The sequence below is a fragment of the Comamonas sp. GCA5 genome (genome assembly GCF_036541385.1).
GTDB classification, from domain to species: Bacteria; Pseudomonadota; Gammaproteobacteria; order Burkholderiales; family Burkholderiaceae_C; genus Comamonas; species Comamonas aquatica.
Genome location: NZ_JAZHFR010000010.1, coordinates 40,664 through 64,214, shown reverse-complemented (window position 1 = coordinate 64,214; position 23,551 = coordinate 40,664). Strand labels below are relative to the sequence as shown.

General features: G+C 64.8%; 26 protein-coding genes and 1 pseudogene. 21 read left to right on the top strand and 6 right to left on the bottom strand.

What is annotated here, in order from left to right; genetic code table 11:
• The first annotated feature begins 2 nt into the window (after positions 1-2).
• Together SJH88_RS04325 and SJH88_RS04320 are read left to right on the top strand one after the other, a co-directional pair.
• Positions 3-1,004, top strand: coding sequence for an iron chelate uptake ABC transporter family permease subunit (locus tag SJH88_RS04325; RefSeq protein WP_390887319.1), 1,002 nt, complete (start codon positions 3-5; stop codon positions 1,002-1,004).
• On the top strand, positions 1,001-1,759 hold the full coding sequence (locus SJH88_RS04320) for an iron ABC transporter ATP-binding protein (RefSeq protein WP_042417502.1): 759 nt from the start codon (positions 1,001-1,003) through the stop codon (positions 1,757-1,759). The genes SJH88_RS04325 and SJH88_RS04320 overlap by 4 nt, the downstream gene beginning before the upstream one ends.
• Positions 1,760-1,871: 112 nt before the next feature.
• On the opposite strand, the gene queA is transcribed toward SJH88_RS04320, so the two are convergent.
• The gene (gene queA / locus SJH88_RS04315) at positions 1,872-2,960 is read right to left on the bottom strand and encodes a tRNA preQ1(34) S-adenosylmethionine ribosyltransferase-isomerase QueA (protein WP_234687141.1); all 1,089 of its coding nucleotides are present in this window, start codon (positions 2,958-2,960) and stop codon (positions 1,872-1,874) included.
• A gap of 223 nt (positions 2,961-3,183) precedes the next feature.
• Here queA and SJH88_RS04310 point away from each other — a divergent pair, with 223 nt between their 5' ends.
• Positions 3,184-4,338: a GGDEF domain-containing protein gene (locus tag SJH88_RS04310; RefSeq protein WP_274753688.1), complete on the top strand. Its 1,155-nt coding sequence runs from the start codon at positions 3,184-3,186 to the stop codon at positions 4,336-4,338.
• A 191-nt stretch (positions 4,339-4,529) separates the two neighbouring features.
• On the opposite strand, the gene SJH88_RS04305 is transcribed toward SJH88_RS04310, so the two are convergent.
• On the bottom strand, positions 4,530-5,735 hold the full coding sequence (locus SJH88_RS04305; RefSeq protein WP_274753687.1) for a cyclic di-GMP phosphodiesterase: 1,206 nt from the start codon (positions 5,733-5,735) through the stop codon (positions 4,530-4,532).
• Between the two features lie 95 nt (positions 5,736-5,830).
• On the opposite strand from SJH88_RS04305, the gene recG reads away from it, so the two are divergent.
• The 6 genes from recG to SJH88_RS04275 all read left to right on the top strand — a co-directional run bounded on the left by recG (position 5,831) and on the right by SJH88_RS04275 (position 12,690).
• Positions 5,831-7,954, top strand: a complete 2,124-nt coding sequence (gene recG, locus SJH88_RS04300; RefSeq protein WP_274753686.1) for an ATP-dependent DNA helicase RecG — start codon at positions 5,831-5,833, stop codon at positions 7,952-7,954.
• Positions 7,955-8,083: 129 nt separating this feature from the next.
• Positions 8,084-9,046, top strand: a complete 963-nt coding sequence (locus tag SJH88_RS04295) for a LysR substrate-binding domain-containing protein (RefSeq protein WP_274753685.1) — start codon at positions 8,084-8,086, stop codon at positions 9,044-9,046.
• A gap of 143 nt (positions 9,047-9,189) precedes the next feature.
• Positions 9,190-9,735, top strand: a complete 546-nt coding sequence (locus tag SJH88_RS04290) for a Dps family protein (RefSeq protein ID WP_274753684.1) — start codon at positions 9,190-9,192, stop codon at positions 9,733-9,735.
• Between the two features lie 85 nt (positions 9,736-9,820).
• On the top strand, positions 9,821-10,714 hold the full coding sequence (ubiA, locus tag SJH88_RS04285) for a 4-hydroxybenzoate octaprenyltransferase (RefSeq protein ID WP_274753683.1): 894 nt from the start codon (positions 9,821-9,823) through the stop codon (positions 10,712-10,714).
• A gap of 189 nt (positions 10,715-10,903) precedes the next feature.
• Positions 10,904-11,773: a 4,5-DOPA-extradiol-dioxygenase gene (gene ygiD, locus SJH88_RS04280; RefSeq protein ID WP_244983096.1), complete on the top strand. Its 870-nt coding sequence runs from the start codon at positions 10,904-10,906 to the stop codon at positions 11,771-11,773.
• Positions 11,774-11,835: 62 nt separating this feature from the next.
• Entirely contained in the window at positions 11,836-12,690 is an 855-nt protein-coding gene (locus SJH88_RS04275) for an HNH endonuclease (protein ID WP_210929706.1), read from the top strand.
• Between the two features lie 77 nt (positions 12,691-12,767).
• Here SJH88_RS04275 and proC read toward each other — a convergent pair whose 3' ends face one another.
• The gene (gene proC / locus SJH88_RS04270; protein WP_274753682.1) at positions 12,768-13,607 is read right to left on the bottom strand and encodes a pyrroline-5-carboxylate reductase; all 840 of its coding nucleotides are present in this window, start codon (positions 13,605-13,607) and stop codon (positions 12,768-12,770) included.
• 107 nt (positions 13,608-13,714) lie between these two features.
• Between proC and aqpZ the strand changes: the two are divergent.
• A pseudogene (aqpZ, locus tag SJH88_RS04265) lies at positions 13,715-14,420 on the top strand (aquaporin Z).
• Positions 14,421-14,511: 91 nt separating this feature from the next.
• Here the strand turns inward: aqpZ and glpK are convergent.
• Genes glpK through SJH88_RS04250 form a run of 3 tightly spaced genes read right to left on the bottom strand, consistent with a single transcriptional unit; the run spans position 14,512 to position 17,255 of the window.
• Positions 14,512-16,008 (bottom strand): glycerol kinase GlpK, encoded by a 1,497-nt coding sequence (glpK, locus tag SJH88_RS04260; RefSeq protein ID WP_274753681.1) that lies wholly within the window; start codon positions 16,006-16,008, stop codon positions 14,512-14,514.
• 15 nt (positions 16,009-16,023) lie between these two features.
• Positions 16,024-16,488, bottom strand: a complete 465-nt coding sequence (locus tag SJH88_RS04255; RefSeq protein WP_274753680.1) for a GNAT family N-acetyltransferase — start codon at positions 16,486-16,488, stop codon at positions 16,024-16,026.
• Complete coding sequence (locus SJH88_RS04250) at positions 16,485-17,255, bottom strand: DeoR/GlpR family DNA-binding transcription regulator (protein ID WP_169741474.1); 771 nt, start codon at positions 17,253-17,255, stop codon at positions 16,485-16,487. Before SJH88_RS04250 ends, SJH88_RS04255 begins: the two co-directional genes overlap by 4 nt.
• A gap of 212 nt (positions 17,256-17,467) precedes the next feature.
• On the opposite strand from SJH88_RS04250, the gene SJH88_RS04245 reads away from it, so the two are divergent.
• The 11 genes from SJH88_RS04245 to rplO all read left to right on the top strand — a co-directional run bounded on the left by SJH88_RS04245 (position 17,468) and on the right by rplO (position 23,538).
• Positions 17,468-19,063, top strand: a complete 1,596-nt coding sequence (locus tag SJH88_RS04245) for a glycerol-3-phosphate dehydrogenase/oxidase (protein WP_274753679.1) — start codon at positions 17,468-17,470, stop codon at positions 19,061-19,063.
• A 391-nt stretch (positions 19,064-19,454) separates the two neighbouring features.
• A complete protein-coding gene (gene rplN / locus SJH88_RS04240) occupies positions 19,455-19,823 on the top strand; it encodes a 50S ribosomal protein L14 (RefSeq protein ID WP_042417471.1) in 369 nt (122 codons plus the stop codon).
• 9 nt (positions 19,824-19,832) lie between these two features.
• The gene (gene rplX / locus SJH88_RS04235; RefSeq protein ID WP_042417467.1) at positions 19,833-20,150 is read left to right on the top strand and encodes a 50S ribosomal protein L24; all 318 of its coding nucleotides are present in this window, start codon (positions 19,833-19,835) and stop codon (positions 20,148-20,150) included.
• Between the two features lie 10 nt (positions 20,151-20,160).
• Positions 20,161-20,700 carry a 50S ribosomal protein L5 gene (gene rplE, locus SJH88_RS04230; RefSeq protein ID WP_042417462.1) on the top strand — a complete coding sequence of 180 codons (540 nt, stop codon included), beginning with the start codon at positions 20,161-20,163 and terminating at the stop codon, positions 20,698-20,700.
• A gap of 8 nt (positions 20,701-20,708) precedes the next feature.
• Positions 20,709-21,014, top strand: a complete 306-nt coding sequence (gene rpsN, locus SJH88_RS04225) for a 30S ribosomal protein S14 (protein WP_042417459.1) — start codon at positions 20,709-20,711, stop codon at positions 21,012-21,014.
• A 20-nt stretch (positions 21,015-21,034) separates the two neighbouring features.
• Complete coding sequence (gene rpsH, locus SJH88_RS04220; protein ID WP_042417456.1) at positions 21,035-21,430, top strand: 30S ribosomal protein S8; 396 nt, start codon at positions 21,035-21,037, stop codon at positions 21,428-21,430.
• Positions 21,431-21,454: 24 nt separating this feature from the next.
• On the top strand, positions 21,455-21,988 hold the full coding sequence (gene rplF / locus SJH88_RS04215; protein WP_042417452.1) for a 50S ribosomal protein L6: 534 nt from the start codon (positions 21,455-21,457) through the stop codon (positions 21,986-21,988).
• Between the two features lie 11 nt (positions 21,989-21,999).
• Entirely contained in the window at positions 22,000-22,365 is a 366-nt protein-coding gene (gene rplR / locus SJH88_RS04210; RefSeq protein ID WP_042417449.1) for a 50S ribosomal protein L18, read from the top strand.
• A gap of 15 nt (positions 22,366-22,380) precedes the next feature.
• The gene (gene rpsE / locus SJH88_RS04205; protein WP_042417446.1) at positions 22,381-22,899 is read left to right on the top strand and encodes a 30S ribosomal protein S5; all 519 of its coding nucleotides are present in this window, start codon (positions 22,381-22,383) and stop codon (positions 22,897-22,899) included.
• A 13-nt stretch (positions 22,900-22,912) separates the two neighbouring features.
• On the top strand, positions 22,913-23,095 hold the full coding sequence (rpmD, locus tag SJH88_RS04200; RefSeq protein ID WP_042417443.1) for a 50S ribosomal protein L30: 183 nt from the start codon (positions 22,913-22,915) through the stop codon (positions 23,093-23,095).
• A gap of 11 nt (positions 23,096-23,106) precedes the next feature.
• Positions 23,107-23,538 carry a 50S ribosomal protein L15 gene (gene rplO, locus SJH88_RS04195; protein WP_042417579.1) on the top strand — a complete coding sequence of 144 codons (432 nt, stop codon included), beginning with the start codon at positions 23,107-23,109 and terminating at the stop codon, positions 23,536-23,538.
• Positions 23,539-23,551: the final 13 nt, after the last annotated feature.

Below are 23,551 nucleotides of genomic sequence, written 5' to 3'. Positions count from 1 at the left end.
CCATGGCTGGCGATGCAAGCAAGGCCCTGCAGGCCGGGGCCTGGACCCGCAACTGGTCGCGCCAGGGTGTGCGCCTGATGGCGCTGGCGGTGTTGGCGGCGGTGACGCTGCTGGCCTTCATGACGCTGGGCGTGGAGGCCGACTGGGCCTTCGTGCTGCAGCACCGGGGCACCAAGGCGCTGACCATGCTGGTGGTGGCCTGTGCGCTGGGCATGTCCACCGTGGTGTTCCAGACGGTGACGCACAACACCATCCTGACCCCCGCAGTGATGGGGCTGGATGCGCTGTACCTGTTCCTGCAGGCGGTGCTGGTGCTGGTGCTGGGCTCCGTGGGCGTGGTGCAGCTGGGCCTGCTGCCCAAGTACGGGCTGGAGATCGTGCTGATGGTGGCCCTCAGCGTGGGGCTGATGCGCTGGCTGTTCACCGGCCACGCCAGCAGCCTGCACCTGATGCTGCTGGTGGGCATGGTGATGGGCATCCTGTTTCGCAGCATGACCAGCTTTGCCATGCGCATGATCGACCCCAACGAGTTCGCGACGCTGCAGGACCGCATGTTCGCCAACTTCAACACCATCCACACGCAACTGCTGCTGCCGTCGCTGGTGGTGCTGGCGCTGGGCACGGCCTTCTTCTGGCGCCGCCGCCATGTGCTGGATGTGCTGGCCCTGGGGCGCGATGCCGCCGTCAACCTGGGCGTGCACTACCAGCGCCAGGTGCTGCAGTTGCTGGTGGTGATGTGCGCCATGGTGGCCATCTCCACGGCCCTGGTCGGCCCAGTCACCTTCTTCGGCCTGCTGGTGGCCAACATGGCCTACCAGTGGATGGGCACACGCCGCCACGCCTGGGTGCTGCCGGCGGTGGTGCTGTGGGGCTGCGTGCTGTTGCTGGCCGGGCAGGTGGTGCTGGAGCGGGTGCTGGGCTTCAACTCCGCCCTGTCGGTGGTGGTGGAATTTGTCGGCGGGCTGGTGTTCATCTACCTGCTGATGCGCAAGGGTAAGCAATGATCGAAACACGCAAGGTGGTGAAAGTCCACGGAACGACGACCGTGCTGCACGGGGTGGATGTGCAGATTCCGGCCGGCCAGCTGACGGCCATCATCGGCCCGAATGGCGCGGGCAAGAGCACGCTGCTGGCCCTGGTCAGCCGCCTGGCGCCGATCACCTCGGGGACGGCCAGCGTGGCCGGCTTGGACGTGGGCAAGACCGCCAGCGACGCGCTGGCCAAGGTGATGGCCATCCTGCGCCAGGACAACCAGTCGGCCCTGCGCCTGACGGTGCGCGATCTGGTGGGCTTTGGCCGCTTCCCGCACAGCAAGGGGCGCATGACGGGCGAGGACCTGCGCCATGTCGACGAGGCCCTGGCCTTCTTGCAGCTGGAGCCGCTGGCCGACCGCTTTCTGGATGAGCTTTCGGGCGGCCAGCGCCAGCGCGCCTACATCGCCATGGTGCTGTGCCAGGACACGCCCTACATCCTGCTGGACGAGCCGCTGAACAACCTGGACATGGCGCACGCCGTCAGCATGATGCGCCTGCTGCGCCGCATGGTGGACGAGCGCGGCAAGACCGTGGTGGTGGTGCTGCACGACATCAACTTCGCCAGCTGCTACGCCGACCACATCCTGGCCATGAAGGACGGGCGCGTGGCCTACGAGGGCTCGCCCCTGCAGGTGGTGCAGGATGCGGTGCTGTCCAGCCTGTACGGGCTGGAAGTGTCGGTGCACGAGGTCAAGGGCCAGCGCCTGTGCCACTACTTCGCCTGAGGCGGTGCTGCTGAAAAAGTGAGCGCCTGGCGCGCATGAAAAAAGGACTTCAAGGTGTTTGTATCTTGAAGTCCTTTTGCTTTCAGCGCTGGCAGCTATGTTTTTTGCTGGCTCAGCGGCGGCGCTCCAGCAGCATGGAGTCGCCATAGCTGAAGAAGCGGTAGCCCTGGGCGATCGCGTGCTGGTAGACCTGCATGATGTGCTGGTAGCCCGCGAAGGCGCTGACCAGCATCATCAGCGTGCTCTTGGGCAGGTGGAAGTTGGTGATCAGTGCATCCACCACGCGGAACTCGAAGCCTGGCGTGATGAAGATGTTGGTGTCGCCCGTGATCTGGCCGGTGCGCGCCCAGGACTCCAGCGTGCGCACGCTGGTCGTGCCCACGGCGATGATGCGCCCGCGCCGCTGGCGGCAGCGCTCCAGCGCGGCCAGGGTCTCGAGCGGGATGTTGTACCACTCGCTGTGCATCTGGTGCTCGGCCAGGTTCTCGGTCTTGACCGGCTGGAAGGTGCCCGCGCCCACGTGCAGCGTCACGGCGGCGGTCTCCACGCCCTTGGCCTTCAGCGCCGCCAGCACCTGGTCGTCGAAGTGCAGCGCCGCCGTCGGCGCGGCCACGGCGCCGGGGTGGCTGGCGAAGACGGTCTGGTAGCGCTCGGTGTCCTCGGCCGCGTCGGGATCGACCTCGGCGTTCTGCTGGCGCTCGATGTAGGGTGGCAGCGGCAGGTGGCCGAACTGGTCCATCAGCTCCCAGGGCGTTTCGCCGCGGGCGCCGGTCAGGGCAAAGCGGAACAGCGGACCGCTCTCGTCGGGCCAGCGGCCCAGCAGCACGGCGTCAAAGCCGCCGCCCTGGAGGCCACCGCACAGGTGGATGCGGGCGCCGGGCAGGGGCTTCTTGCTGACCTTCATGTGGGCCACGACTTCGTTGCCCTGCAGCACGCGCTCGATCAGCAGCTCCAGCTTGCCACCGCTGGCCTTCTCGCCAAAGACGCGCGCCTTGACCACCTTGGTGTCGTTGAACACCAGCAGGTCGCCCTCGTGCAGCAGCCCGGGCAGGTCCTTGAAGATACGGTCCACCAGCTCCGGCGCGCGTGCATCCAGCAGGCGGGAGGCGCTGCGCTCGGCAGCCGGGTGTTGGGCAATCAGGTGCTCGGGGAGCACAAAGTCGAAATCGCTGAGCGTGTGCGCGCGGGGGCTGAGAGACATGCGTGTGCTTGAGGGCCTGACAAGCCCGTTCCAAGGTGAAAAAACCAAAGACCGCGATTCTCGCAAATCTGCAGCGCCCTGCGCGGCAAGTGGCCGGCAATGTCCCTGATGCCCTCGGGTAAGCCCTAGGCACGAAGACCGTTTCCTTTGATGCGGGTCACAGCCGGGCGGTAAAACATCCTTACACTTGATTACAGACTCCCCCTCTGGATGACTGCACTTCATGGACACCTCTTTCGCATGGGACCAGCATTTCGTGACGGACCTGGATGCCGTGGACGAGCAGCACCATGCGCTGGTGGACCTGTTCAACGAGCTGAGCCAGGGCCTGTTTTCCAAGCGCAGCGACCGTGAGGTGGTGCTGGCCGATACCTACGCGCGCCTGCTCTCGTACACCGAGCACCACTTCCAGGAAGAGGAAGCGCTGATGGCCCAGTACGCCGTGGACCCGCGCCACGTCGAAAGCCACCACAGCATGCACCAGCAGTTCGTGGAGCAGGTCATCATGCTGTGGGCGCAGCGCACCACCATGACCGACCCCGCCACCACGCTGGTCGGCTTTCTGACCTCCTGGCTGGGTCTGCACATCCTGGGCATCGACCAGTCCATGGCGCGCCAGATCAAGTCCATCCGCCAGGGCATAACCCCGGCCGCGGCCTACGACAAGGAGCGCGGCAACCACGACAACGGCACACAGGCGCTGCTGAAGATGATCGGCAAGCTCTACACCGCGCTGTCGGCTCAGAACGCGCAGCTGGCGCTGGCCAACCAGACGCTGGAGGCCCGCGTGGCGCGGCGCACGCGTGAGCTGGAGGCGGCGAATGCCCGCCTCAAGGCCTATTCCTGCACCGACGCCCTGCTGGGCATTGCCAACCGCGCGCACTTCAACGAGCGCCTGGAGCAGGTGTGTGCCATGGCCCGGCGCAGCGTGCGTCCGGTGGGCATGGTGCTGGTCGATGTGGACGATTTCAAGCGCTACAACGACCGCTACGGGCACCTGCAAGGCGATGCCTGTCTGCAGGCCGTGGCCCAGGCCATCCAGGGCTGCGTGCACCGCGAGACCGATCTGGTGGCGCGCTACGGCGGTGAGGAGTTCGCCGTGATCCTGCCCGACACCGACCTGGACGGCGCCTATGCCGTGGCGCAGCGCATGGTGGAGGCTGTGCGCGCCCTGGGCTGGGTGCATGAAAGCTCGCAGGCGGCCCAGGTGGTCACGATCAGCGCTGGGGCCTACAGCATGGTGCCAACGATCGCCGGGGCCAAGCTGCTGTTGCGGGGCGCCGACGAGGCGCTGTACCAGGCCAAGGGCCGGGGCCGCAATTGCGCCATGAAGCTGCAGCTGCTGCAGACCGCCCCCGCCGAGGGCCGCGCGCCCTGAGCAGGGCTGTTAGGGCTATCGGTTATCGATGGGGCGTTGCCCAGGGTGATGAGTGCTTGCGCAGGCAGGCGGTCTGCGCTGCCCCCTCTGCAACGCTGCATAGTCCCGATGCCAGACATCATGGCCTGTACTGATGAAGTGGGCCTGAGCACAGCCGCCGTACGTGCATGCCCGCAAAGCGATGGAGGGCGTTAGCCCGCGCTGGCTGCGGCTTTTTGCCACAGGGCTTCCAGATTGGTGAAGGGCCATTGCGCCGGGTCTTCGCTGGCTACGATGCGTTCCTGGGGTAGTTTGTTCAGGTCCAGCAGCTTGGCAGGCTGCAGCATGCGCTGCGCGGCGATGTCATAAAACGCCACCACATACGGGGTGGAGATGCTGTTTTCCGTCGGTGCACAGACCACGCCCAGCAAGCCTGAGTGCAGGCGCACCAGACTGCCGATGGGATACAGGCCAATGGTTTTGACAAAGGTTTCGAAAATGTGCGCATCCAGGTGCGCGGGGGACCACTGCGCCATACGCTGCAGGGCCACACCTGGCGACCACCCTTGTTTGTACGGGCGGTTGGAGGTGATGGCGTCGTACACATCACAAATGGCTGCCATGCGGGTGATGGGGCGCAGCTCTGGCGCAGACAACCCATGGGGATAGCCTTTGCCATCCATGCGCTCATGGTGGTGCAGGCAGGCTTCCAGCACCTCTTCGTCTTCCACCACCCCCTGCAGCATGACGTAGCCTTTGACCGGGTGCTGCTGCATGTGCTTGAACTCTTCGTCGGTCAATGCGCCAGGTTTGTTCAGAATTTCCAGGCGGGAATGTGCCTTGCCCATGTCATGCAGCAGGCCGGCCATGCCTGCTTGCCGCACTTGCGCAGCATCCATGCCCATCTTGCGGGCCAACGCCACCATCAGGCCGCATACGGCCACGCTGTGCATGTAGGTGTAGTTGTCGGCGGTTTTCAGCCGTGCCACGCTGATGAGGGCATTCGGGTGGCGCTCCACCGAACTGCATACGGCGCTAACCAGTGTGTCTGCCGTATTCAGGTCCACAGCCTGGCCCATGCGTGCTTCGCTGAACATGTGAAGCACGGCGTCGCGCGCCTCCGCGCACAGGGCTGCGGCACGCTGCAACTCCTGCCCCAGCGTTGCCGGGGTGGTGTCGTGTGTGAAGGCCGCAAGGGCGGCAGGGGGGGCGCTGGCAGGGCTGCTGCCGGGCACATCCAGCCCACGGCTGGTGTCAATCCACACCTCTTGCACGGCCCCTGTGCGCAGCTTGTTCAGAATTTCCGGCTTGTCGACGGCAAACGAGGTGCGCCAGAAAGCATGTGACAGCCATGATCCACACAGGTCGTGGACATACATGCCGATCTGCAGATGCTCTATAGGAATTTTTTTCAGCATAAATGCGCGCTGGACAGGGGAAGCAACGTTTAGAAACGTCTAAGCACATGTTAGCCTTTTCGCGCCGACAGGTGTTTTGCAAGCCTCAAAGATTCATGCCGCCCTCAACCTCTCCCTCTGCCAAAAAGGCTGCGCCCAGCCCCGCCCAGCAAGCCATGCACAAGCTGGGGCTGGTGCGAGACATTGATCTGGTGCTGCATTTGCCGCTGCGCTATGAGGACGAAACCAAGATCACCCTGCTGCGCAACGCCCGCGATGGCGACACGGTGCAGATCGAGGCCACGGTCACGCAGTGCGAGGTGCAACTGCGCCCGCGCCGCATGCTCAAGGTGACGGTGGACGACGGCACGGGCGAATGCGTGCTGACCTTCTTCAGCTTCTACCCCTCGCAGCAAAAGAGCATGGCTGTGGGCGCGGTGCTGCGCATCCGGGGCGAGGTCAAGGGCGGCTTCTGGGGGCGGCAGATGCTGCACCCCGCGTTCAAGGCCGCCGGCGGCGAGCTGCCCCAGGCCCTGACGCCGGTCTACCCCACGGCGGCCGGCCTGCCCCAGCCCTACCTGCGCCGCGCCATCGCCAGTGCCATGCAGCGCGTGCAACTGCCCGAAACCCTGCCGCCTGGCACGCCGCCGCCTGTGACGAACTATTGGGGTGAAAATGGCCTGCAGCCCTTGATGGGCCTGCGCGAAGCGCTGCATTTTTTACACCACCCGACCCCCGACGTGGCCCTGGCCACGCTGGAAGACCACAGCCACCCGGCCTGGCAGCGCCTGAAGGCCGAGGAGCTGCTGGCCCAGCAGCTGTCCCAGTTCCGCGCCAAGCGCGAACGGGCGCTGCTGAAGGCCCCGGTGCTGACGGTGCCCACGCCCGCCCCGGGCACGCTGACGCTGGTGGAGCAGTTTCTGCAGCAGCTGCCGTTCGGCCTGACCGGGGCCCAGCAGCGCGTGTGCCGCGAGATCGCCGAGGACATGGCCCGCCCCCTGCCCATGCACCGCCTGCTGCAGGGCGATGTGGGCTCGGGCAAGACCGTGGTGGCGGCCATGTCGGCCATGGTCTGCATCGCTGCGGGCTGGCAGTGTGCGCTGATGGCGCCCACGGAAATCCTGGCCGAGCAGCATTTCGGCAAGCTGGTCGGCTGGCTGGAGCCCATCCTGGCGCCGCTGGGCAAGAAGGTGGCCTGGCTGTCCGGCGCACAGAAAAAGAAAGAGCGCGCCGCCATGCTGGCCCTGGTCGCCAGCGGCGAGGCGGCCCTGGTGGTGGGCACGCACGCGGTCATCCAGCAGCAGGTGGAATTCCACAACCTGGCCCTGGCCGTGATCGACGAGCAGCACCGCTTTGGCGTCGCCCAGCGCCTGGCATTGCGGCAAAAGCTGGCCCACGCCGGGCTGGAGCCGCACCTGCTGATGATGAGCGCCACGCCCATCCCACGCACCCTGGCCATGAGCTATTACGCCGACCTGGATGTGTCGGTGATCGACGAGCTGCCACCGGGCCGCACGCCCATCGTGACCAAGGTCATCTCGGACAGCCGCAAGGACGAGGTCATCGCCCGCATCGGCGCCCAGGTGGCGGCCGGGCGGCAGGTGTACTGGGTGTGCCCGCTGATCGAGGAAAGCGAGGCGCTGGACCTGTCGAACGCCACGGCCACGCACACCGATCTGAGCGAGGCCCTGCCTGGCGTGATGGTGGGCCTGCTGCACTCGCGCATGCCCACGGCCGAGAAGAAGGCCGTGATGGAGCTGTTCACCGCCGGCATCATGGGCGTGCTGGTGTCAACCACGGTGATCGAGGTGGGGGTGGACGTGCCCAACGCCAGCCTGATGGTGATCGAGCATGCCGAGCGGTTCGGCCTGAGCCAACTGCACCAGCTGCGCGGCCGGGTGGGGCGGGGTGCTGCGGCCTCGGCCTGCGTGCTGCTGTATGCGGTCAACGACAACGGCCGCCTGTCGGACACCGGCAAGGAGCGGCTGCGCGCCATGGCCGAGACCAACGACGGCTTCGAGATCGCGCGGCGCGACCTGGAAATCCGCGGCCCTGGCGAGTTTTTGGGCGCCCGCCAGTCCGGGGATGCTTTGCTGCGGTTTGCCGACCTGGAGCGGGACGTGGCCCTGCTGGAATGGGCGCGCGAGCTGGCGCCCACCATGCTGCAGCGCTACCCGCACCTGGCGGACCTGCACATCCAGCGTTGGCTGGGCGCCAAGTCCGAGTTTCTCAAGGCGTAGGACAAGCGCGGGTTTGGGCGAAATAATCAGGCATGCGGCCGTGCAGAGAAAGCCAGCCTGCTATACATTCGATTACATCCCCGCTTTGCACTTTCAACCCACGAACTGCGATAGGCGCACGTTCCGCCCATGACACTGACTGAACTGAAATACATTGTTGCCGTAGCCCGAGAAAAGCATTTTGGTCGCGCTGCAGACGCGTGCTATGTGTCGCAGCCCACCTTGTCGGTGGCCATCAAGAAGCTGGAAGAGGAGCTGGACGTCAAGATTTTCGAGCGCAGCGCGGGCGAAGTCTCGGTCACGCCCCTGGGCGAGTCCATCGTGCGGCAGGCCCAAAGTGTGTTGGAACAGGCGGCGGAGATCAAGGAAATCGCCAAGCGCGGCAAGGACCCGCTGTCGGGCGTGCTGACGCTGGGGGTGATCTACACCATCGGCCCCTACCTGCTGCCGGAGCTGGTGCGCAACTCCATCAAGATGACGCCGCAGATGCCGCTGATGCTGCAGGAGAACTTCACCGTCAAGCTGCTGGAGATGCTGCGCACCGGGGAGATCGATTGCGCCATCGTGGCCGAACCCTTCCCCGACACCGGCCTGGCGATGGCGCCGCTGTACGACGAGCCCTTCATGGCCGCCGTGCCCAGTGCCCACCCGCTGGCGCAGCAGGAATCGGTGACCACCACCGAGCTGAAGAACGAGACCATGCTGCTGCTGGGCGCGGGCCACTGCTTCCGCGACCATGTGCTGGACGTGTGCCCCGAGTTCGCGCGCTACGCCAGCAATGCCGAAGGCATCCGCCGCACCTTCGAGGGCTCGTCCCTTGAAACCATCAAGCACATGGTGGCTGCGGGCATGGGCGTGACCCTGGTGCCCCGCCTGTCCGTGCCCAGCGAAGCCCTGGTCACGCAGCGCCGCCGCAGCTCGGACGATCCGCACATCCGCTACCTGCCCATCCGTGGCGACGACGGCAATACGCCGCCCAGCCGCCGTGTCGTGCTGGTGTGGCGCCGCAGCTTCACCCGCTATGAAGCGATTGCCGCGCTGCGCAATGCCGTCTACGCCTGCGATCTGCCCGGCGTCAGCCTGCTGACCTGAGCGGCGGCGGGCTATCTATCCCATTGGCCCAAGTCATGAAACCGACATGCCGTACCCTGCGGCATGCGCTAAAGTCGTAAGGCCAACCGTGCCTGCGCATGTGGCGCGCACGGCGCCCTGTTCAGTGTTTAAGGAGAAATACCATGGCGAAAGAATCGACCAAGACCAACAAGAAGCAGCCTGTGAAGGCTTCTGTGGCTTCTGTGGCTGCTGGTGTTGCTATCAATATCGGGATCAGTGACGAAGACCGTGCAGCGATGGCGCAAGGCCTGTCGCGCCTGCTGGCCGACACCTACACCCTCTACCTGACCACACACAACTTCCACTGGAACGTGACCGGTCCCATGTTCAATGCCCTGCACAACATGTTCATGGACCAGTACACCGAGCTGTGGAACGCCGTGGACCCGATCGCCGAGCGCATCCGCTCGCTGGGCCACCCCGCCCCCGGCTCCTACGCCCAGTTTGGCAAGCTGACCAGCCTGGCGGACGTGCCCGCCACGCCGCCCAAGGCCAAGGACATGATCCGCATCCTGGTCGAGGGCAATGAGGCCGTGGCACGCACCGCACGCAGCCTGTTCCCTCTGGCCGACAAGGCCAGCGACGAACCCACGGCCGACCTGCTGACCCAGCGCCTGACCGTGCACGAGCAGACCGCCTGGATGCTGCGCTCGATGCTGGAAGAGTGACACCACGCGCCGGCGCCCGTGCGCCGCGCCCCGCCACAACGCCCGCTGCCAGCGGGCGTTGTGCATTTGGCGCGACAATTTGCCCATGACCCGTCCTGCTTCTCCCAGTGTCGCTGTGGCACCCCGCTCCAAACTGTCGCTGTACCTGGACCTGATCCGCTGGAACCGCCCGGCCGGCTGGCTGGTGCTGGTCTGGCCCACGCTGGCCGCGCTGTGGGTGGCGGCCGAGGGTTTCCCGGGCTGGCACCTGCTGCTGGTGTTCGTCGCCGGCACGGTGCTGATGCGCAGCGCGGGCTGCACCATCAACGACATTGCCGACCGTGATTTCGACCGGCATGTGAAGCGCACCACCCAGCGCCCCATCACCAGCGGCCAGATCAGCGTCAAAGAGGCGGCGCTGGTGGGCCTGGTGCTGACCCTGGTGGCCTTCGCCCTGGTGCTGACCACGCGCTGGGAGGCCGTGGCTTGGTCCGTGCCCGCCGTGTTGTTCACCATCCTCTACCCCTTCACCAAGCGCTTCTTTGCCATGCCCCAGGCCTTCCTGGGCATTGCCTTCAACTTCGGCATCGTGATCGCCTTTGCGGCGGTCACGGGCGAGGTGGGCTGGACCGCCTGGACCCTGTGGCTGGCCAACATGTTCCTGGTGCTGGCCTACGACACCGAATACGCCATGGTGGACCGCGACGACGACCTGAAGATCGGCATGAAGACCTCGGCCATCACCCTGGGGCGCTGCGACGTGCCGGCCATCATGGGCTTTTTTGTGCTGTGCCTGGGCCTGACCGTCTGGGCGGTGCTGCCCCAGGGTCTGGGCTGGCCGTTCTGGCTGGGCCTGGGTGTGGCCGTGGCGCAGGTGCTGTGGCATTACACACTGATCAAGGATCGCACGCGCGAAGGCTGCTTTTTGGCCTTCAGCAAGAGCCATTACATCGGCATGAGCCTGTTTGCGGGCATTGCCCTGGGCTTCGCGCTGCGCTAGGCCGCTGCGGACGGAACTTGGCCGTGCCGGGGCACGCAGTCTGTCCAGTGCTTGCGAGGGGTCTGGCGCCACTTTTTCATGCCCGCAGCCCGCGGGCATCGCGCAGAAAGTGGGAAGATGCAACGCAGACATTGGCTGGGCGTGGCCGCAGGCGCGGCGGCACTGGCCGCCACAGGAGTCCCTATGAGCATGAGCCACACGCTGGAGGGCGCCGCGGCGCAGGCCGGCATCACCGCGCTGCGGCCCTCGGCACGCATGCCGGTGCTGTTCGTCGGCCACGGCAGCCCCATGAATGCGATCGAGGACAACGCCTACCGCCGCAGCTGGCAGCAACTGGGCCAGCAGTTGCTGGCCCGGGCCGAGCGCCCGCAGCTGGTGCTGTGCATCTCCGCCCACTGGATCACGCAGGGCCAGGGCAGCTGGCTGACGGGCATGGCCCAGCCCCGGACCATCCATGACTTTGGCGGCTTTCCCGACGCGCTGTTTGCCCAGCAATACCCTGCGCCGGGCGCACCGGTGGTGGCGCAGCAGTTGGCCAGCCAGCTGCACATGCCGCACAGCCAGCAGGCGCTGGGGGTGGATGCGGACGGCTGGGGCCTGGACCACGGCACCTGGAGCGTGCTCAAGCCCATGTTCCCGGCCGCCGACATCCCCGTGGTGCAGCTGAGCATCGACTACCGCCGCCCGTCGGCCGAGCATTTCGCCCTGGGGCAGCAGCTGCAGGCCCTGCGGGAGCGCGGCGTGCTGATCGTGGGCAGCGGCAATGTGGTGCACAACCTGCGCGCACTGCAGCGCACGCAGTCGCCCCTGCAGGCCTATGACTGGGCGATCGAGTTCGACCAGATGGTGACCGGGCTGGTGGAGCGGGGGGATCTGGCGCGGCTGGGCGACTTCCAGCAGCTGGGCACGGTGGCGCAGATGGCCCACCCGACCTACGACCACTACCTGCCGCTGCTGTATGCGGCCGGGGCCGTGCACCCGGGCGAAGTGGCCCAGTTCTTCAACGCCGACTTCCAGATGGCCGCCATTTCCATGCGCTCCATGGTGTGGGGCGCTTGATGATCTGGTGCGGTATGCGAAACGATGGCGCGACGGATGAGGCAGCCCAGGAGCATCACGACATGGTCACGCAGTACAAAGCCCAACGGTACAAATATGGTGATGGCAGCAAAAGTACGGTGCAAATCGTTCTGGATGCCTTGGTGAGTTTGGGCGGTGTCGCAACACGCCATGCAATTACGGCAGAGGTGCTGCGTGTCCTGCCAAACTTTAATCCGAAAAATGTGGCGCCGGATCTGTCCACTTTGGCTGTGAATTCGTTTGCTCGAAGCAACTTTGGCGGCAATCAGATCGCTAGGCGGTCAGATGAAGGTCACCTGCATGACCAAATCTTTTGCTTCAAACGTGATGATGGCGAGACCCTATTCACGCTGTATGACCGCAACCAGCATGGCATTTGGGCGCTGGCACCTGACGCACAAGGCAAGCTGCGCCCGCAGTTGGTCGAGCACCCATCAACGAGCGATGCGCTGTATCAGGCGCAGCATGACGTGGAGTCTGAGCATGGCTGGGCGCTGCATGAAGATGCACGCCGCAGAGAGATGGCTCTGATTGTGCGTAGGCAAGGCCAGCCCGCATTTCGAGCAAGTCTGATGGCCGCGTATAAGGGGCAGTGTGCGATCAGCCGATGTCGGGTCGCTGCATTGCTAGAGGCTGCGCATATCGTTTCTTATCGAGGTCCGCACACGAACGCGGTCAGCAACGGCTTGCTTTTGCGAGCAGATTTGCACAAGCTGTTTGATCTTGGTTTGGTGTGTGTGGACCCCAGTAGCTATGTCGTTCGGTTGCACGAAAGTTTGCTGGATTCAGAGTACGTGCAATGGAATGGCGTCAGGCTTGCCATGCCTGCTGTGGAGCAGCATAGGCCGAGTGGTGAAGCTTTGGCCTATCGAGCGCAGCAGCGTGCCGGGGCGTGAAGGCTCCTGGCCGATTGCGTAAAAAATCCCCGCAGCAGCATGCTGGCGGGGATTTTTAATGAAAGTACGGCGCCGCGTTACCGGCCGAACTCCTGCGCCAGTTCCTGGGCGCGGGCTTCGGCCTTGCGCAGGGCTGCAATGAAGGTCTGCGGCAAGCCGGCCTGCTGCATGTGGGTGATGGCGGCGTAGGTGGTGCCGCCCTTGCTGGTCACGCGCTCGCGCAGCACGCTGGCGGGCTCGTCGGAGCGGGCTGCCAGTTCCGACGCCCCCTGGAAGGTGGCCACGGCCATCTGGTAGGCCTGCTCGGCGGTCAGTCCCATGTCCACGCCGGCCTGGGTCATGGCTTCCAGCAGCAGGAACACATAGGCCGGGCCGGAGCCGGACAGGGCCGTCACGGCGTCCAGCTTGGCTTCGCCATCCACCCACGCCAGCTGGCCGGTGGTGCCGATCACGCGCTCGATCAGGGCCTGGCCGCCGGCGTCCACCTCGGGGCGGGCGAACAGGCCGGTCATACCCTTGCCGACCAGGGCCGGGGTGTTGGGCATGGCGCGCACGATGCGGCCCGTGCCCAGCCACTGCGCGATGCTGTCGGTGGTGATGCCGGCCGCCACGCTCAGGTGCAGGGCCTGGGCGGTGTGGGGGGCGGCGGCGCTGGCGGCGTCCTTGAAGGTCTGGGGCTTGACGGCCCAGACCACCAGGTCGGCCGCGTCCAGGGCCGCGCTGGCGGCGGGCAGGGCGTCGATGCCGAACTTGGCTTGCAGCGTGTCACGCGCGGCCTCGAAGGGTTCGACCACACGGATATTTGCCGCCGGCAGGCCGCTGGCGATCAGGCCGCCAATGATGGCGCTGGCCATGTTGCCGCCGCCGATGAAGGCAATCACGGGGGAACGCTCAAGCTGCGTGGAGTGGGTAGTCATGGTAGGACACGGAAATCAGAAAAAAGGAGGCGCTGCGGCGCCGTGCCGGAACTATAAACCGTGCCATGGCGCCTCCGGGATGGCGCCGCACCGCACGGAGGTGTCGCATGGCGTCGAATCTACAGAAGTGGTCGGCAGAGCTGGTGGGCACGTTCTGGCTCACCTTCGGTGGCTGTGGCAGCGCGGTGCTGGCGGCCGCCTTTCCGCAGGTGGGCATTGGCCTGCTGGGCGTGTCGCTGGCCTTCGGGCTGACCGTGGTGACCGGGGCGTACGCGCTGGGGCCCATCTCCGGCGGGCATTTCAACCCGGCGGTGTCGGTGGGGCTGGCCGTGGCCGGGCGCTTTCCGGCGGCGCAGCTGCCGGGCTACATACTGGCCCAGGTGCTGGGGGCCATCGCGGCGGCGGCCCTGCTGTACGTGGTGGCCAGCGGCCAGGCCGGGGCCTTGGTGGGCGACCTGGCCACGAATGGTTTCGGGGCGCACTCGCCGGGCCGCTACTCGATGACGGCGGCGCTGGTGGTGGAGGTGGTGCTGACCGCAGTGTTCCTGGTGGTGATCCTGGGGGGCCACGGCGCCGAAGGCGGCTGCGGGTTTCGGCGGGCTGGCGATCGGCCTGTGCCTGACGCTGATCCACCTGATCTCCATCCCGGTGACCAACACCTCGGTCAATCCGGCGCGCAGCACCGGGCCGGCGCTGTTCGGTCCCGCGATCGCGCTGGAGCAGCTGTGGCTGTTCTGGCTGGCGCCGATGGCCGGTGCGGTCCTGGGGGCGCTGCTGTACCAGGGGTTGCTGGCAGACGCGCCCGAAGCCTGAAGGGCGCACGCGTCGCACCCAAAATGCCCGGGCGCCATGTTGGAGTCTTTTAGGCCTGTAGCCATGATCCGACGAGCGCAGGTTGCTATGTTTATGCGGCAACGGTCTGGCGCACCGCGCGTTCCCAGCGCGCCATCAGCTCGTCGGCGCGGGACTTGTCCATGGTGGGCACGAAGCGGCGCTCGGCCTTCCACAGCGAGGACAGTTCTTCCGTGCTCTGGTAGACGCCGCTGGACAAGCCGGCCAGGTAGGCCGCGCCCAAGGCGGTGGTCTCCACGCAGGCCGGGCGCACCACAGGAATGCCCAGCAGGTCGGCCTGGAACTGCATCAGCAGGTTGTTCACACAAGCGCCGCCGTCCACGCGCAGCTCGCTCACGGCCGCGCCGCCGTTGGCCACCGCATCGCGGCTCATGGCCAGCAGCAGGGCGGCGCTTTGGTAGGCGATGGACTCCAGCGCGGCGCGGGCGATGTGAGCCAGGGTGGTGCCGCGCGTCAGGCCAGTGATGGAGCCCCGCGCATCGGGCTCCCAGTAGGGTGCGCCCAGGCCGGTGAAGGCCGGCACCAGCATCACGCCGCCGCTGTCGGGCACGCTTTCGGCCAGTTGCTGCACCTGGCCGCTGTGTTCAATCGCCTGCAGGCCATCGCGCAGCCACTGCACCACGGCGCCGCCGACGAACACGCTACCCTCCAGCGCAAACTGGGGCGTGGCGCTGGGTTGTGCGGCGCTGGTGGTCAGCAGGCCGTTGGCTGAGGTCTGGAATTGGCCGCCCGTGTGCATCAGCATGAAGCAGCCCGTGCCATAGGTGTTCTTGGCCATCCCCGCCTGGAAGCAGGCCTGGCCGAAGAGGGCGCTTTGCTGGTCGCCGGCCACGCCGCCGATGGGGATGGGGCCGCCCAGCACGTCTTCGGCCGTGCGGCCAAAGTCGGCGGCCGAAGGCAGGACCTCGGGCATCAGGCTGGCAGGGATGTGTAGCAAGGCCAGCAGGTCGGCATCCCACTGGTTGGTGTGCACGTTGAACAGCATGGTGCGGCTGGCGTTGCTGACGTCGGTGACGTGGCGCTGGCCGCCAGTGAGTTGCCAGATCAGCCAGCTGTCCACAGTGCCGAAGGCCAGCTCACCGCGCTCGGCGGCGTCGCGCGCGCCGGGTACGTGGTCCAGCAGCCACTGCAGCTTGGTGCCCGAGAAGTAGGCATCGATGCGCAGGCCGGTTTTCTGCAGGATGGCATCGCTGTGGCCGGCTTCGCGCAGTTGCTGGCAGGTGGGCTCGGCACGGCGGTCCTGCCAGACGATGCCGTGGTGGATGGGCTGGCCCGTCTTGCGGTTCCAGACGATGGTGGTTTCGCGCTGGTTGGTGATGCCGACCGAGCGGATGTCGCTGGCCTTCAGTCCGGCCTTGGCCAGGGCGTCGCGCGCCGTGCCCAGCTGCGTGCGCCAGATCTCGCGCGGGTCGTGCTCCACCCAGCCGGGGCGGGGGTAGATCTGGGGCAGCTCCTGCTGGGCGGAGGCGACGATGCGGCCCTGCGTGTCGAACACGATGGCGCGGGAGCTGGAGGTGCCTTGGTCCAAGGCGAGCAGGTAGGTGGTCATGGGCGGTGGTGCAAATCAGAGGTCGAGGACAAAGCGGGCGGCCTGGGCCTGCTCCTGCCAGCCCTGTCGGGCGTAAAAGCCCCGGCGGTACGAGTCGCGCTGGCGGTTGTTGACCAGCCACAGGCGGCGGCAGCCACGGCTGCGTGCCGCAGCGGTGACCTGGTCCAGCAATTGGCTGCCAACGCCCGATCCCCGGGCGCTGTCAGCGATGAAAAGTTCGCTCACATAGCCCTCCCAGCCTTGCAGGATGGCGATGGGCAGCCAGTGCACGGCGCAGTAGCCGATCAGCTGGCCCCGGGCGTCACAGGCCACCAGTTGCAGCTGGTGTGCGCTGGGGGGCAGCAGGGGCGCCAGCTGGGCCGCGTGCGCGTCGGGATGGCCGGTGGCAAAGCGGTCGAACCAGCCAATGCCCTGCAGCAGGGTGGCCAGCGCCGGGGCATCGCCCGGCTGGGCCGCGCGCAGGGTGCAGGTGGCGCTCATTGCGCCACCACGCACTGCACCTCGGCGTCGGCCAGCAGGCGGTCGAAGGGGCTGGGCGGCGGTGCGTCGGTGAACAGGCGGTCGATCTGGCGCAGGCTGGCCAGCTCCACCATGGCCTGGCGGTGGAATTTGCTGTGGTCGGCGGCCAGCCAGACTTCGCGCGACTGCTGGATGATGGTTTGCGCCACCTTCACCTCGCGCAGGTCGTAGTCGCGCAGCGTGCCGTCGGCCTCGATGGCGGAGATGCCGATCAGGGCAATGTCCACCTTGAACTGGCGCATGAAGTCCACGGCCGCCTCGCCGATGATGCCGCGGTCGCGCGTGCGCACCACGCCACCGGCGACGATGACTTCGCACTCGGCGTTGCTGCTCAGGATGGCGGCGACGTTCAGGTTGTTGGTGATCACGCGCAGGCCACGGTGATGCAGCAGGGCCTTGGCCACGGCCTCGGTGGTGGTGCCGATGTTCAGGATCAGCGAGCAGCCGTTGGGAATCGCCTCGGCCACGGCCTTGGCAATGCGCGCCTTGCCGTCGGCGTGCAGTGTTTCGCGCCGCGTGTGGGCCAGGTTCTCCACGGTGGCGCTGGGCACGCGCACACCGCCGTGAAAGCGCACCAGCAGGCCGGCGCCGGCCAGTTTCTGCACATCGCGGCGCACGGTTTGCAAGGTCACGCCCAGGGTCTCGGCCAGCTGTTCCACGGTGGCCGATTGCTGGTTGCGCACTTCTTCCAGCAATTGCAGCTGGCGGGGGTTGTTGTTGCTGATCACGTTGCTGTGGGGTTCATGCTTGGGGCTGGAGTATCCTAAAACCGAAAGCAAAATAATGAAAATCGAAAGAAACCAATCACAAACGAGCAAAAAGCATGACAATATGTGCTATGCGCTGGACCCGCCGGGGCGGCGCGCAGGATCGGCATGCACTGACGCCCCCGTTCCTGCTGATTGATTACCCTCAGACACCTGCTCAGTCCTGAAGCGCCATGACGATTGCCACCACGCCCCTGACCACCGATCGTGCCGAATTATTGGCCCGCTTGGCCCAACCGGAAACCTACGATCTGCTGATTATCGGCGGTGGAGCCACGGGCCTGGGCACGGCCGTGGATGCGGCGGCCCGCGGCTTCAAGGTGGCGCTGGTGGAGTCGCACGACTTCGCCAAAGGCACCTCCTCGCGCGCCACCAAGCTGGTGCACGGCGGCGTGCGCTACCTGGCCCAGGGCAATGTGTCCCTGGTGCGCGAAGCCCTGCACGAGCGCAGCACCCTGCTGAACAACGCACCGCACCTGGCCCAGCCGCTGCCGTTCGTGATGCCGTCCTACCGCCTGCTGGATACGCCGTTCTACGGCGCCGGCCTGAAGATGTACGACGCGCTGGCCGGCAAGGATGGCCTGGGCCGCACCGAATTCCTCAGCAAGGACAAGACCCTGCGCCTGCTGCCCACGGTGCGCACCGACCACCTCAAGGGTGGGGTGAAGTACTGGGATGGCCAGTTCGACGATGCGCGCCTGGCGCTGGCGCTGGCCCGCACGGCCGCAGCCAAGGGTGCGCTGCTGGTGAACTACTGCCCCGCCAAGGAACTGCTGCACGAGGGCGGCAAGGTGGTGGGTGCGGTCTGCGAGGACGCCGAGACCGGCAGTCGCTACACCGTGCGCGCCAAGTGCGTGGTCAATGCCACCGGCCCTTGGGTGGATGCGCTGCGCCAGCAGGATGCCGAGCTGCTGGGCAAGCCCGTCAAGCCCATGGTCGCGCCCAGCCAGGGCGTGCACGTGGTCGTGGACCGCGAATTCCTGCCCTCCGACCATGCCCTGCTGGTGCCCAAGACCGCCGACGGCCGCGTGCTGTTTGCCGTGCCCTGGCTGGGCAAGGTCATCCTGGGCACCACCGACACGCCGCGCCACGACCTGGCGCGCGAGCCCCAGGCCTTCGAAGAAGAGATTGAATTCATCCTCAAGGAGGCCGGCAACTACCTGTGCCGCCGTCCTTCGCGCGCCGATGTGCGCAGCATCTGGGTGGGCATGCGTCCCCTGGTCAAGCCCCAGGACGACGATGGCGAGAACACCAAGAAGATCAGCCGCGAACACACGGTGATGACCAGCAAGTCCGGTCTGGTGACCGTGACCGGCGGCAAATGGACCACCTACCGCGCCATGGCCGAGGACGTGCTGCAGGAATGCTTCGAGCAAAAGCTCCTGCCGGGCCGCGCTGGCGGTGTGACCGTCAAGCTGCCGCTGGTCGGCGCCCCCAAGCCCGAGCAGGTCAAGCACCGCATGAACGCCGCCCAGGGGGAGCACATCTACGGCACCGAAGCCGCCGCCGTGCACAGCCTGCCCGGCGCCGACCAGCGCCTGGCCGAAGGCCTGAGCGAGGCCATGGTGCGCTTCGCGGCGCGCTACGAGTACGCGCGCACCGTTGAGGACGTGCTGGCCCGCCGCAGCCGTCTGCTGTTCCTGGACGCCCGCCTGGCTGCCCAGGTGGCGCGACGCGTGGCCGAGATCCTGCAGCAGGAGCTGCCCGGCGTTGACGTCAAGCTGGCCGACTTCCTGGCCTTGTGCCAGCAGTACCGCCTGGCGGCCTGACCTCCCACCCTCCCGATTGCCGAGCTGTGGCGCCTACTGCTTCCGAATCAGGAGCGGTCGGCGCTTTTTTATGGCTGGTTCTGTCTTTAAAGTACTTTGAAACTGCCGCTGGATAAGCGCAGGCAGCTATGTTTTTTATAACTGCTGCGTGGCAAGCCGTCTGCCCCGCAGGCCAGCTGGTTTTTGCGTGCTAAGCAGTTGACACGCAAGGATTTTTCTGCGATACTCCTTTGCTTCACGTGTAAAAGCGTGAAAGTTCTGCCCAGCGGGAAGCCTTTTGGAATGGTCCAGAAGGTGGACGACGGGCCCAAGACTGACCGGCTGCTCGTTCGGCCCTTGAGAAGTTCTCTGGGGCTGTCCGGGTCTGCTGGAGCAAGTTGGGAATATTGAAATGATCCAAACAGAATCTCGGTTAGAGGTTGCCGATAACACGGGCGCGAAGTCTGTTCAGTGCATTAAGGTGCTGGGCGGTTCTCATCGTCGTTACGCAAGTGTTGGCGACATCATCAAAGTGAGCATCAAAGAAGCCGCTCCCCGTGGCCGCGTCAAAAAAGGCGAGGTCTACAGTGCTGTGGTCGTCCGTACTGCCAAGGGCATCCGCCGTGGCGACGGTTCTTTGGTGAAGTTCGATGGCAACGCTGCCGTTCTGCTGAACGCCAAGCTGGAGCCTATCGGCACTCGTATTTTTGGCCCCGTGACCCGTGAACTGCGTACCGAAAAGTTCATGAAGATCGTGTCCCTGGCACCTGAAGTTCTCTAAGGAAGCACCATGAACAAGATTCGCAAGGGCGACAAAGTCATCGTGCTGACCGGCCGTGACAAGGGTAAGCAAGGCGTGGTGACTCAGCGCGTTGACGATTCGCATCTGTTGATCGAAGGCGTGAACCTGGTCAAGAAGCACGTCAAGCCAAACCCCATGAAGGGCACCACCGGCGGTATCGTGGAAAAGGCCATGCCTATCCACCAATCCAACGTGGCTATCTTCAATGCAGCGACTGGCAAGGCCGATCGCGTGGGCATCAAGGTGAACGCCGATGGCGCACGTGTTCGCGTGTTCAAGTCCAATGGCGCTGAAATCGCCGCCTAAGGAGTAACACATGGCACGTTTGCAAAAACTCTATCGCGAAAAAATCGCGGCCGAACTGAAGGAAAAGTTCGGTTACACCTCTTCCATGGAAGTGCCCCGTCTGACCAAGATCACCCTGAACATGGGTGTGAGCGAAGCCGTGGCCGACAAGAAGGTGATGGACAACGCCGTGGCTGACCTGACCAAGATTGCTGGTCAAAAGCCCGTGGTGACCAAGGCCAAGAAGGCTATCGCTGGTTTCAAGATCCGTGAAGGCCAAGCTATTGGCTGCATGGTGACCCTGCGTGGCGTTCAAATGTACGAATTCCTGGACCGTTTCGTGACCGTGGCTCTGCCCCGCGTGCGCGACTTCCGCGGTATCTCGGGTCGTTCGTTCGACGGTCGCGGCAACTACAACGTTGGCGTCAAAGAACAGATTATCTTCCCTGAAATCGAATACGACAAAGTGGATGCTCTGCGTGGTCTGAATATCAGCATCACGACGACCGCGAAGACTGACGACGAGTGCAAGGCACTGCTCGCAGCGTTCAAATTCCCCTTCAAGAACTGAGGTGGCGCATGGCTAAGAAAGCTTTGATCGAGCGCGAACTGAAGCGCGAAAAGCTGGCAGCTAAGTACGCTGCCAAGTACGCAGAACTGAAGGCAATCGCCGGCGACGCCAAGCGTTCCGACGAAGAGCGTGATGCAGCCCGTCTGGGTCTGCAGAAGCTGCCCCGCAACGCCAACCCTACTCGCCAACGTAACCGTTGCGAAATCACCGGTCGTCCACGTGGCACATTCCGTCAATTCGGTCTGGGTCGCGCCAAGATCCGTGAACTGGCCTTCGCTGGCGACATCCCCGGTGTCACCAAGGCCAGCTGGTAAGCAAGCAGGAGAGATACAAGATGAGCATGAGTGATCCTATCGCCGACTTGCTGACCCGTATTCGCAACGCCCAAATGGTGTCCAAGGCCACCGTGTCGGTTCCTTCCTCCAAGGTGAAGGTTGCCATCGCACAAGTGCTGAAGGACGAGGGCTATGTTGACGGTTTTGAAGTCAAGACCGAAGACGGCAAGTCTGAACTCGTTATTACCCTGAAGTACTACGCCGGTCGCCCTGTGATCGAGCGTATCGAACGTGTGAGCCGTCCTGGCCTGCGCGTGTACAAGGGCCGTGACGCAATTCCCCAAGTCATGAACGGCTTGGGTGTGGCCATCGTCACCACCCCCAAGGGCGTGATGACCGATCGCAAGGCGCGTGCTACCGGTGTCGGTGGCGAAGTGCTGTGCTATGTGGCCTAACGGACATTAAGGAGAAATACTGAAATGTCTCGCGTAGCAAAAGCAAACGTGACCATCCCCGCAGGCGTGGATGTGTCGATGACTGCTGAGACCATCAAGGTCAAGGGCAAGGGCGGCGAGCTGTCCCTGGCACTGAACCCCCAAGTGGTGATCAGCAACAACGAAGGCAAGCTGTCTTTCGTTCCCGCCAACGACTCCCGTGATGCTGACGCACTGGCCGGTACTTTCCGCCAGCTGGTCAACAACATGGTCAAGGGCGTGACCGAAGGCTTCGAAAAGAAGCTGACTCTGATCGGTGTGGGCTACAAGGCCGCCGTGCAGGGCACCAAGCTGAACCTGGCTGTGGGTTACTCGCACCCAGTGAACTTCGAAATGCCTGCCGGCATCACTATCACTACCCCTACCCCCACGGAAGTGGTGGTCAAGGGTGCTGACCGCCAGGCGGTGGGTCAGCTGGCTGCTGAGATCCGCGCCGTTCGTCCTCCCGAGCCTTACAAGGGCAAGGGCATCCGTTATGCGGATGAGAAGGTCGTGATCAAAGAGACCAAGAAGAAGTAAGGAGCTGCAATATGTTGACCAAGAAAGAGCAGCGTCTGCGTCGTGCACGCCAAACACGTATCCGCATTGCACAGCAAGGCGTGGCGCGTCTGAGCGTGAACCGCACGAACCTCCACATCTACGCCAGCGTCTTCTCCGAAGACGGCACCAAGGTGTTGGCCACAGCTTCGACTGCCGAAGCCTCCGTGCGCGCACAACTGGGCGCCGCTGGCAAGGGTGGCAACGTGGCTGCCGCCACACAAATCGGCAAGCTGATTGCCGAGCGTGCTAAGGCTGCCGGCGTTGAGAAAGTGGCTTTCGATCGCGCTGGTTTCGCATACCACGGCCGCGTGAAGGCTTTGGCAGAAGCCGCCCGTGAAGCGGGCCTGCAGTTCTAAGCGGAGCGGACAAAAATGGCAAAGTTTTCCCCCAAGGTGCAAGACGAAGGTCGTGACGACGGTCTGCGCGAAAAAATGATCGCGGTGAACCGCGTCACCAAGGTTGTGAAGGGCGGTCGTATCCTCGGCTTCGCTGCACTGACCGTGGTTGGCGACGGTGATGGCCGCGTTGGCATGGGTAAGGGCAAGTCCAAGGAAGTGCCTGCAGCTGTGCAAAAGGGCATGGAAGAGTCCCGTCGCAACATGATGAAGGTGTCGCTCAAGAGCGGCACCATCCACCACTCCGTGGTGGGTCACCATGGCGCGGCTCGTGTGGAACTGCACCCTGCCCCCAAGGGTACCGGCATCATCGCTGGCGGCCCTATGCGCGCTGTGTTCGAAGTGGTCGGTATCACCGACATCGTGGCCAAGAGCCATGGTTCTTCGAACCCCTACAACATGGTTCGCGCCACTTTTGACGCGCTGAAGAACTCCACAACCCCTTCGGAAGTGGCAGCTAAGCGTGGCAAGTCGGTCGAAGACCTGTTCGTCTGATCGGAGTCAGCACATGTCTACACAACAAACCATCAAGGTTCAGCTGGTCCGTAGCCCCATCGGTACCAAGGAAGACCACCGCGCTACCGTGCGTGGCCTGGGTCTGCGCAAGCTGAACAGCGTCAGCGAACTGCAGGACACCCCTGCCGTGCGCGGCATGATTAACAAGATCGCCTACTTGGTGAAGGTTCTCTGAAAGGATTGATGATGGAACTCAATAGCATCAAGCCTGCAGAAGGCGCCAAGCACGCCAAGCGTCGCGTGGGCCGCGGTATCGGTTCCGGTCTGGGTAAGACCGCCGGTCGTGGTCACAAGGGTCAGAAGTCGCGTTCGGGTGGCTACCACAAGGTGGGCTTCGAAGGCGGTCAGATGCCTTTGCAGCGCCGTTTGCCCAAGCGTGGCTTCAAGTCGATGACACTGAAGTTCAACGCCGAAGTGACACTGACTGCTCTGGAGCAACTGGGTCTGGCGGAAGTCGACGTCGCGGTTCTGAAGCAAGCTGGTCTGGTGGCCGCCAACGCCCAAGTGGTGAAGGTCATCAAGAGCGGTGAGCTGTCCAAGGCTGTCAAGCTGAACGGCGTTGCCGCTACAGCTGGCGCCAAGGCCGCCATCGAAGCTGCTGGTGGCAGCATCGCCTGATTAAGTTCTGAAA

Bases quoted from the DNA above. Each gene is read 5' to 3' on its own strand.
- rpsN (WP_042417459.1), top strand. From the start codon at position 20,709: ATGGCTAAGAAAGCTTTGATCGAGCGCGAACTGAAGCGCGAAAAGCTG.
- SJH88_RS04325 (WP_390887319.1), top strand. From the start codon at position 3: ATGGCTGGCGATGCAAGCAAGGCCCTGCAGGCCGGGGCCTGGACCCGC.
- rplX (WP_042417467.1), top strand. From the start codon at position 19,833: ATGAACAAGATTCGCAAGGGCGACAAAGTCATCGTGCTGACCGGCCGT.
- ygiD (WP_244983096.1), top strand. From the start codon at position 10,904: ATGAGCCACACGCTGGAGGGCGCCGCGGCGCAGGCCGGCATCACCGCG.
- rpmD (WP_042417443.1), top strand. From the start codon at position 22,913: ATGTCTACACAACAAACCATCAAGGTTCAGCTGGTCCGTAGCCCCATC.
- SJH88_RS04290 (WP_274753684.1), top strand. From the start codon at position 9,190: ATGGCGAAAGAATCGACCAAGACCAACAAGAAGCAGCCTGTGAAGGCT.
- SJH88_RS04275 (WP_210929706.1), top strand. From the start codon at position 11,836: ATGGTCACGCAGTACAAAGCCCAACGGTACAAATATGGTGATGGCAGC.
- rpsH (WP_042417456.1), top strand. From the start codon at position 21,035: ATGAGCATGAGTGATCCTATCGCCGACTTGCTGACCCGTATTCGCAAC.
- recG (WP_274753686.1), top strand. From the start codon at position 5,831: ATGCCGCCCTCAACCTCTCCCTCTGCCAAAAAGGCTGCGCCCAGCCCC.
- rplE (WP_042417462.1), top strand. From the start codon at position 20,161: ATGGCACGTTTGCAAAAACTCTATCGCGAAAAAATCGCGGCCGAACTG.
- rplR (WP_042417449.1), top strand. From the start codon at position 22,000: ATGTTGACCAAGAAAGAGCAGCGTCTGCGTCGTGCACGCCAAACACGT.
- SJH88_RS04295 (WP_274753685.1), top strand. From the start codon at position 8,084: ATGACACTGACTGAACTGAAATACATTGTTGCCGTAGCCCGAGAAAAG.
- proC (WP_274753682.1), bottom strand. From the start codon at position 13,607: ATGACTACCCACTCCACGCAGCTTGAGCGTTCCCCCGTGATTGCCTTC.
- ubiA (WP_274753683.1), top strand. From the start codon at position 9,821: ATGACCCGTCCTGCTTCTCCCAGTGTCGCTGTGGCACCCCGCTCCAAA.
- SJH88_RS04245 (WP_274753679.1), top strand. From the start codon at position 17,468: ATGACGATTGCCACCACGCCCCTGACCACCGATCGTGCCGAATTATTG.
- SJH88_RS04320 (WP_042417502.1), top strand. From the start codon at position 1,001: ATGATCGAAACACGCAAGGTGGTGAAAGTCCACGGAACGACGACCGTG.
- SJH88_RS04310 (WP_274753688.1), top strand. From the start codon at position 3,184: ATGGACACCTCTTTCGCATGGGACCAGCATTTCGTGACGGACCTGGAT.
- glpK (WP_274753681.1), bottom strand. From the start codon at position 16,008: ATGACCACCTACCTGCTCGCCTTGGACCAAGGCACCTCCAGCTCCCGC.
- queA (WP_234687141.1), bottom strand. From the start codon at position 2,960: ATGTCTCTCAGCCCCCGCGCGCACACGCTCAGCGATTTCGACTTTGTG.
- rpsE (WP_042417446.1), top strand. From the start codon at position 22,381: ATGGCAAAGTTTTCCCCCAAGGTGCAAGACGAAGGTCGTGACGACGGT.
- rplN (WP_042417471.1), top strand. From the start codon at position 19,455: ATGATCCAAACAGAATCTCGGTTAGAGGTTGCCGATAACACGGGCGCG.
- rplO (WP_042417579.1), top strand. From the start codon at position 23,107: ATGGAACTCAATAGCATCAAGCCTGCAGAAGGCGCCAAGCACGCCAAG.
- rplF (WP_042417452.1), top strand. From the start codon at position 21,455: ATGTCTCGCGTAGCAAAAGCAAACGTGACCATCCCCGCAGGCGTGGAT.
- SJH88_RS04305 (WP_274753687.1), bottom strand. From the start codon at position 5,735: ATGCTGAAAAAAATTCCTATAGAGCATCTGCAGATCGGCATGTATGTC.
- SJH88_RS04255 (WP_274753680.1), bottom strand. From the start codon at position 16,488: ATGAGCGCCACCTGCACCCTGCGCGCGGCCCAGCCGGGCGATGCCCCG.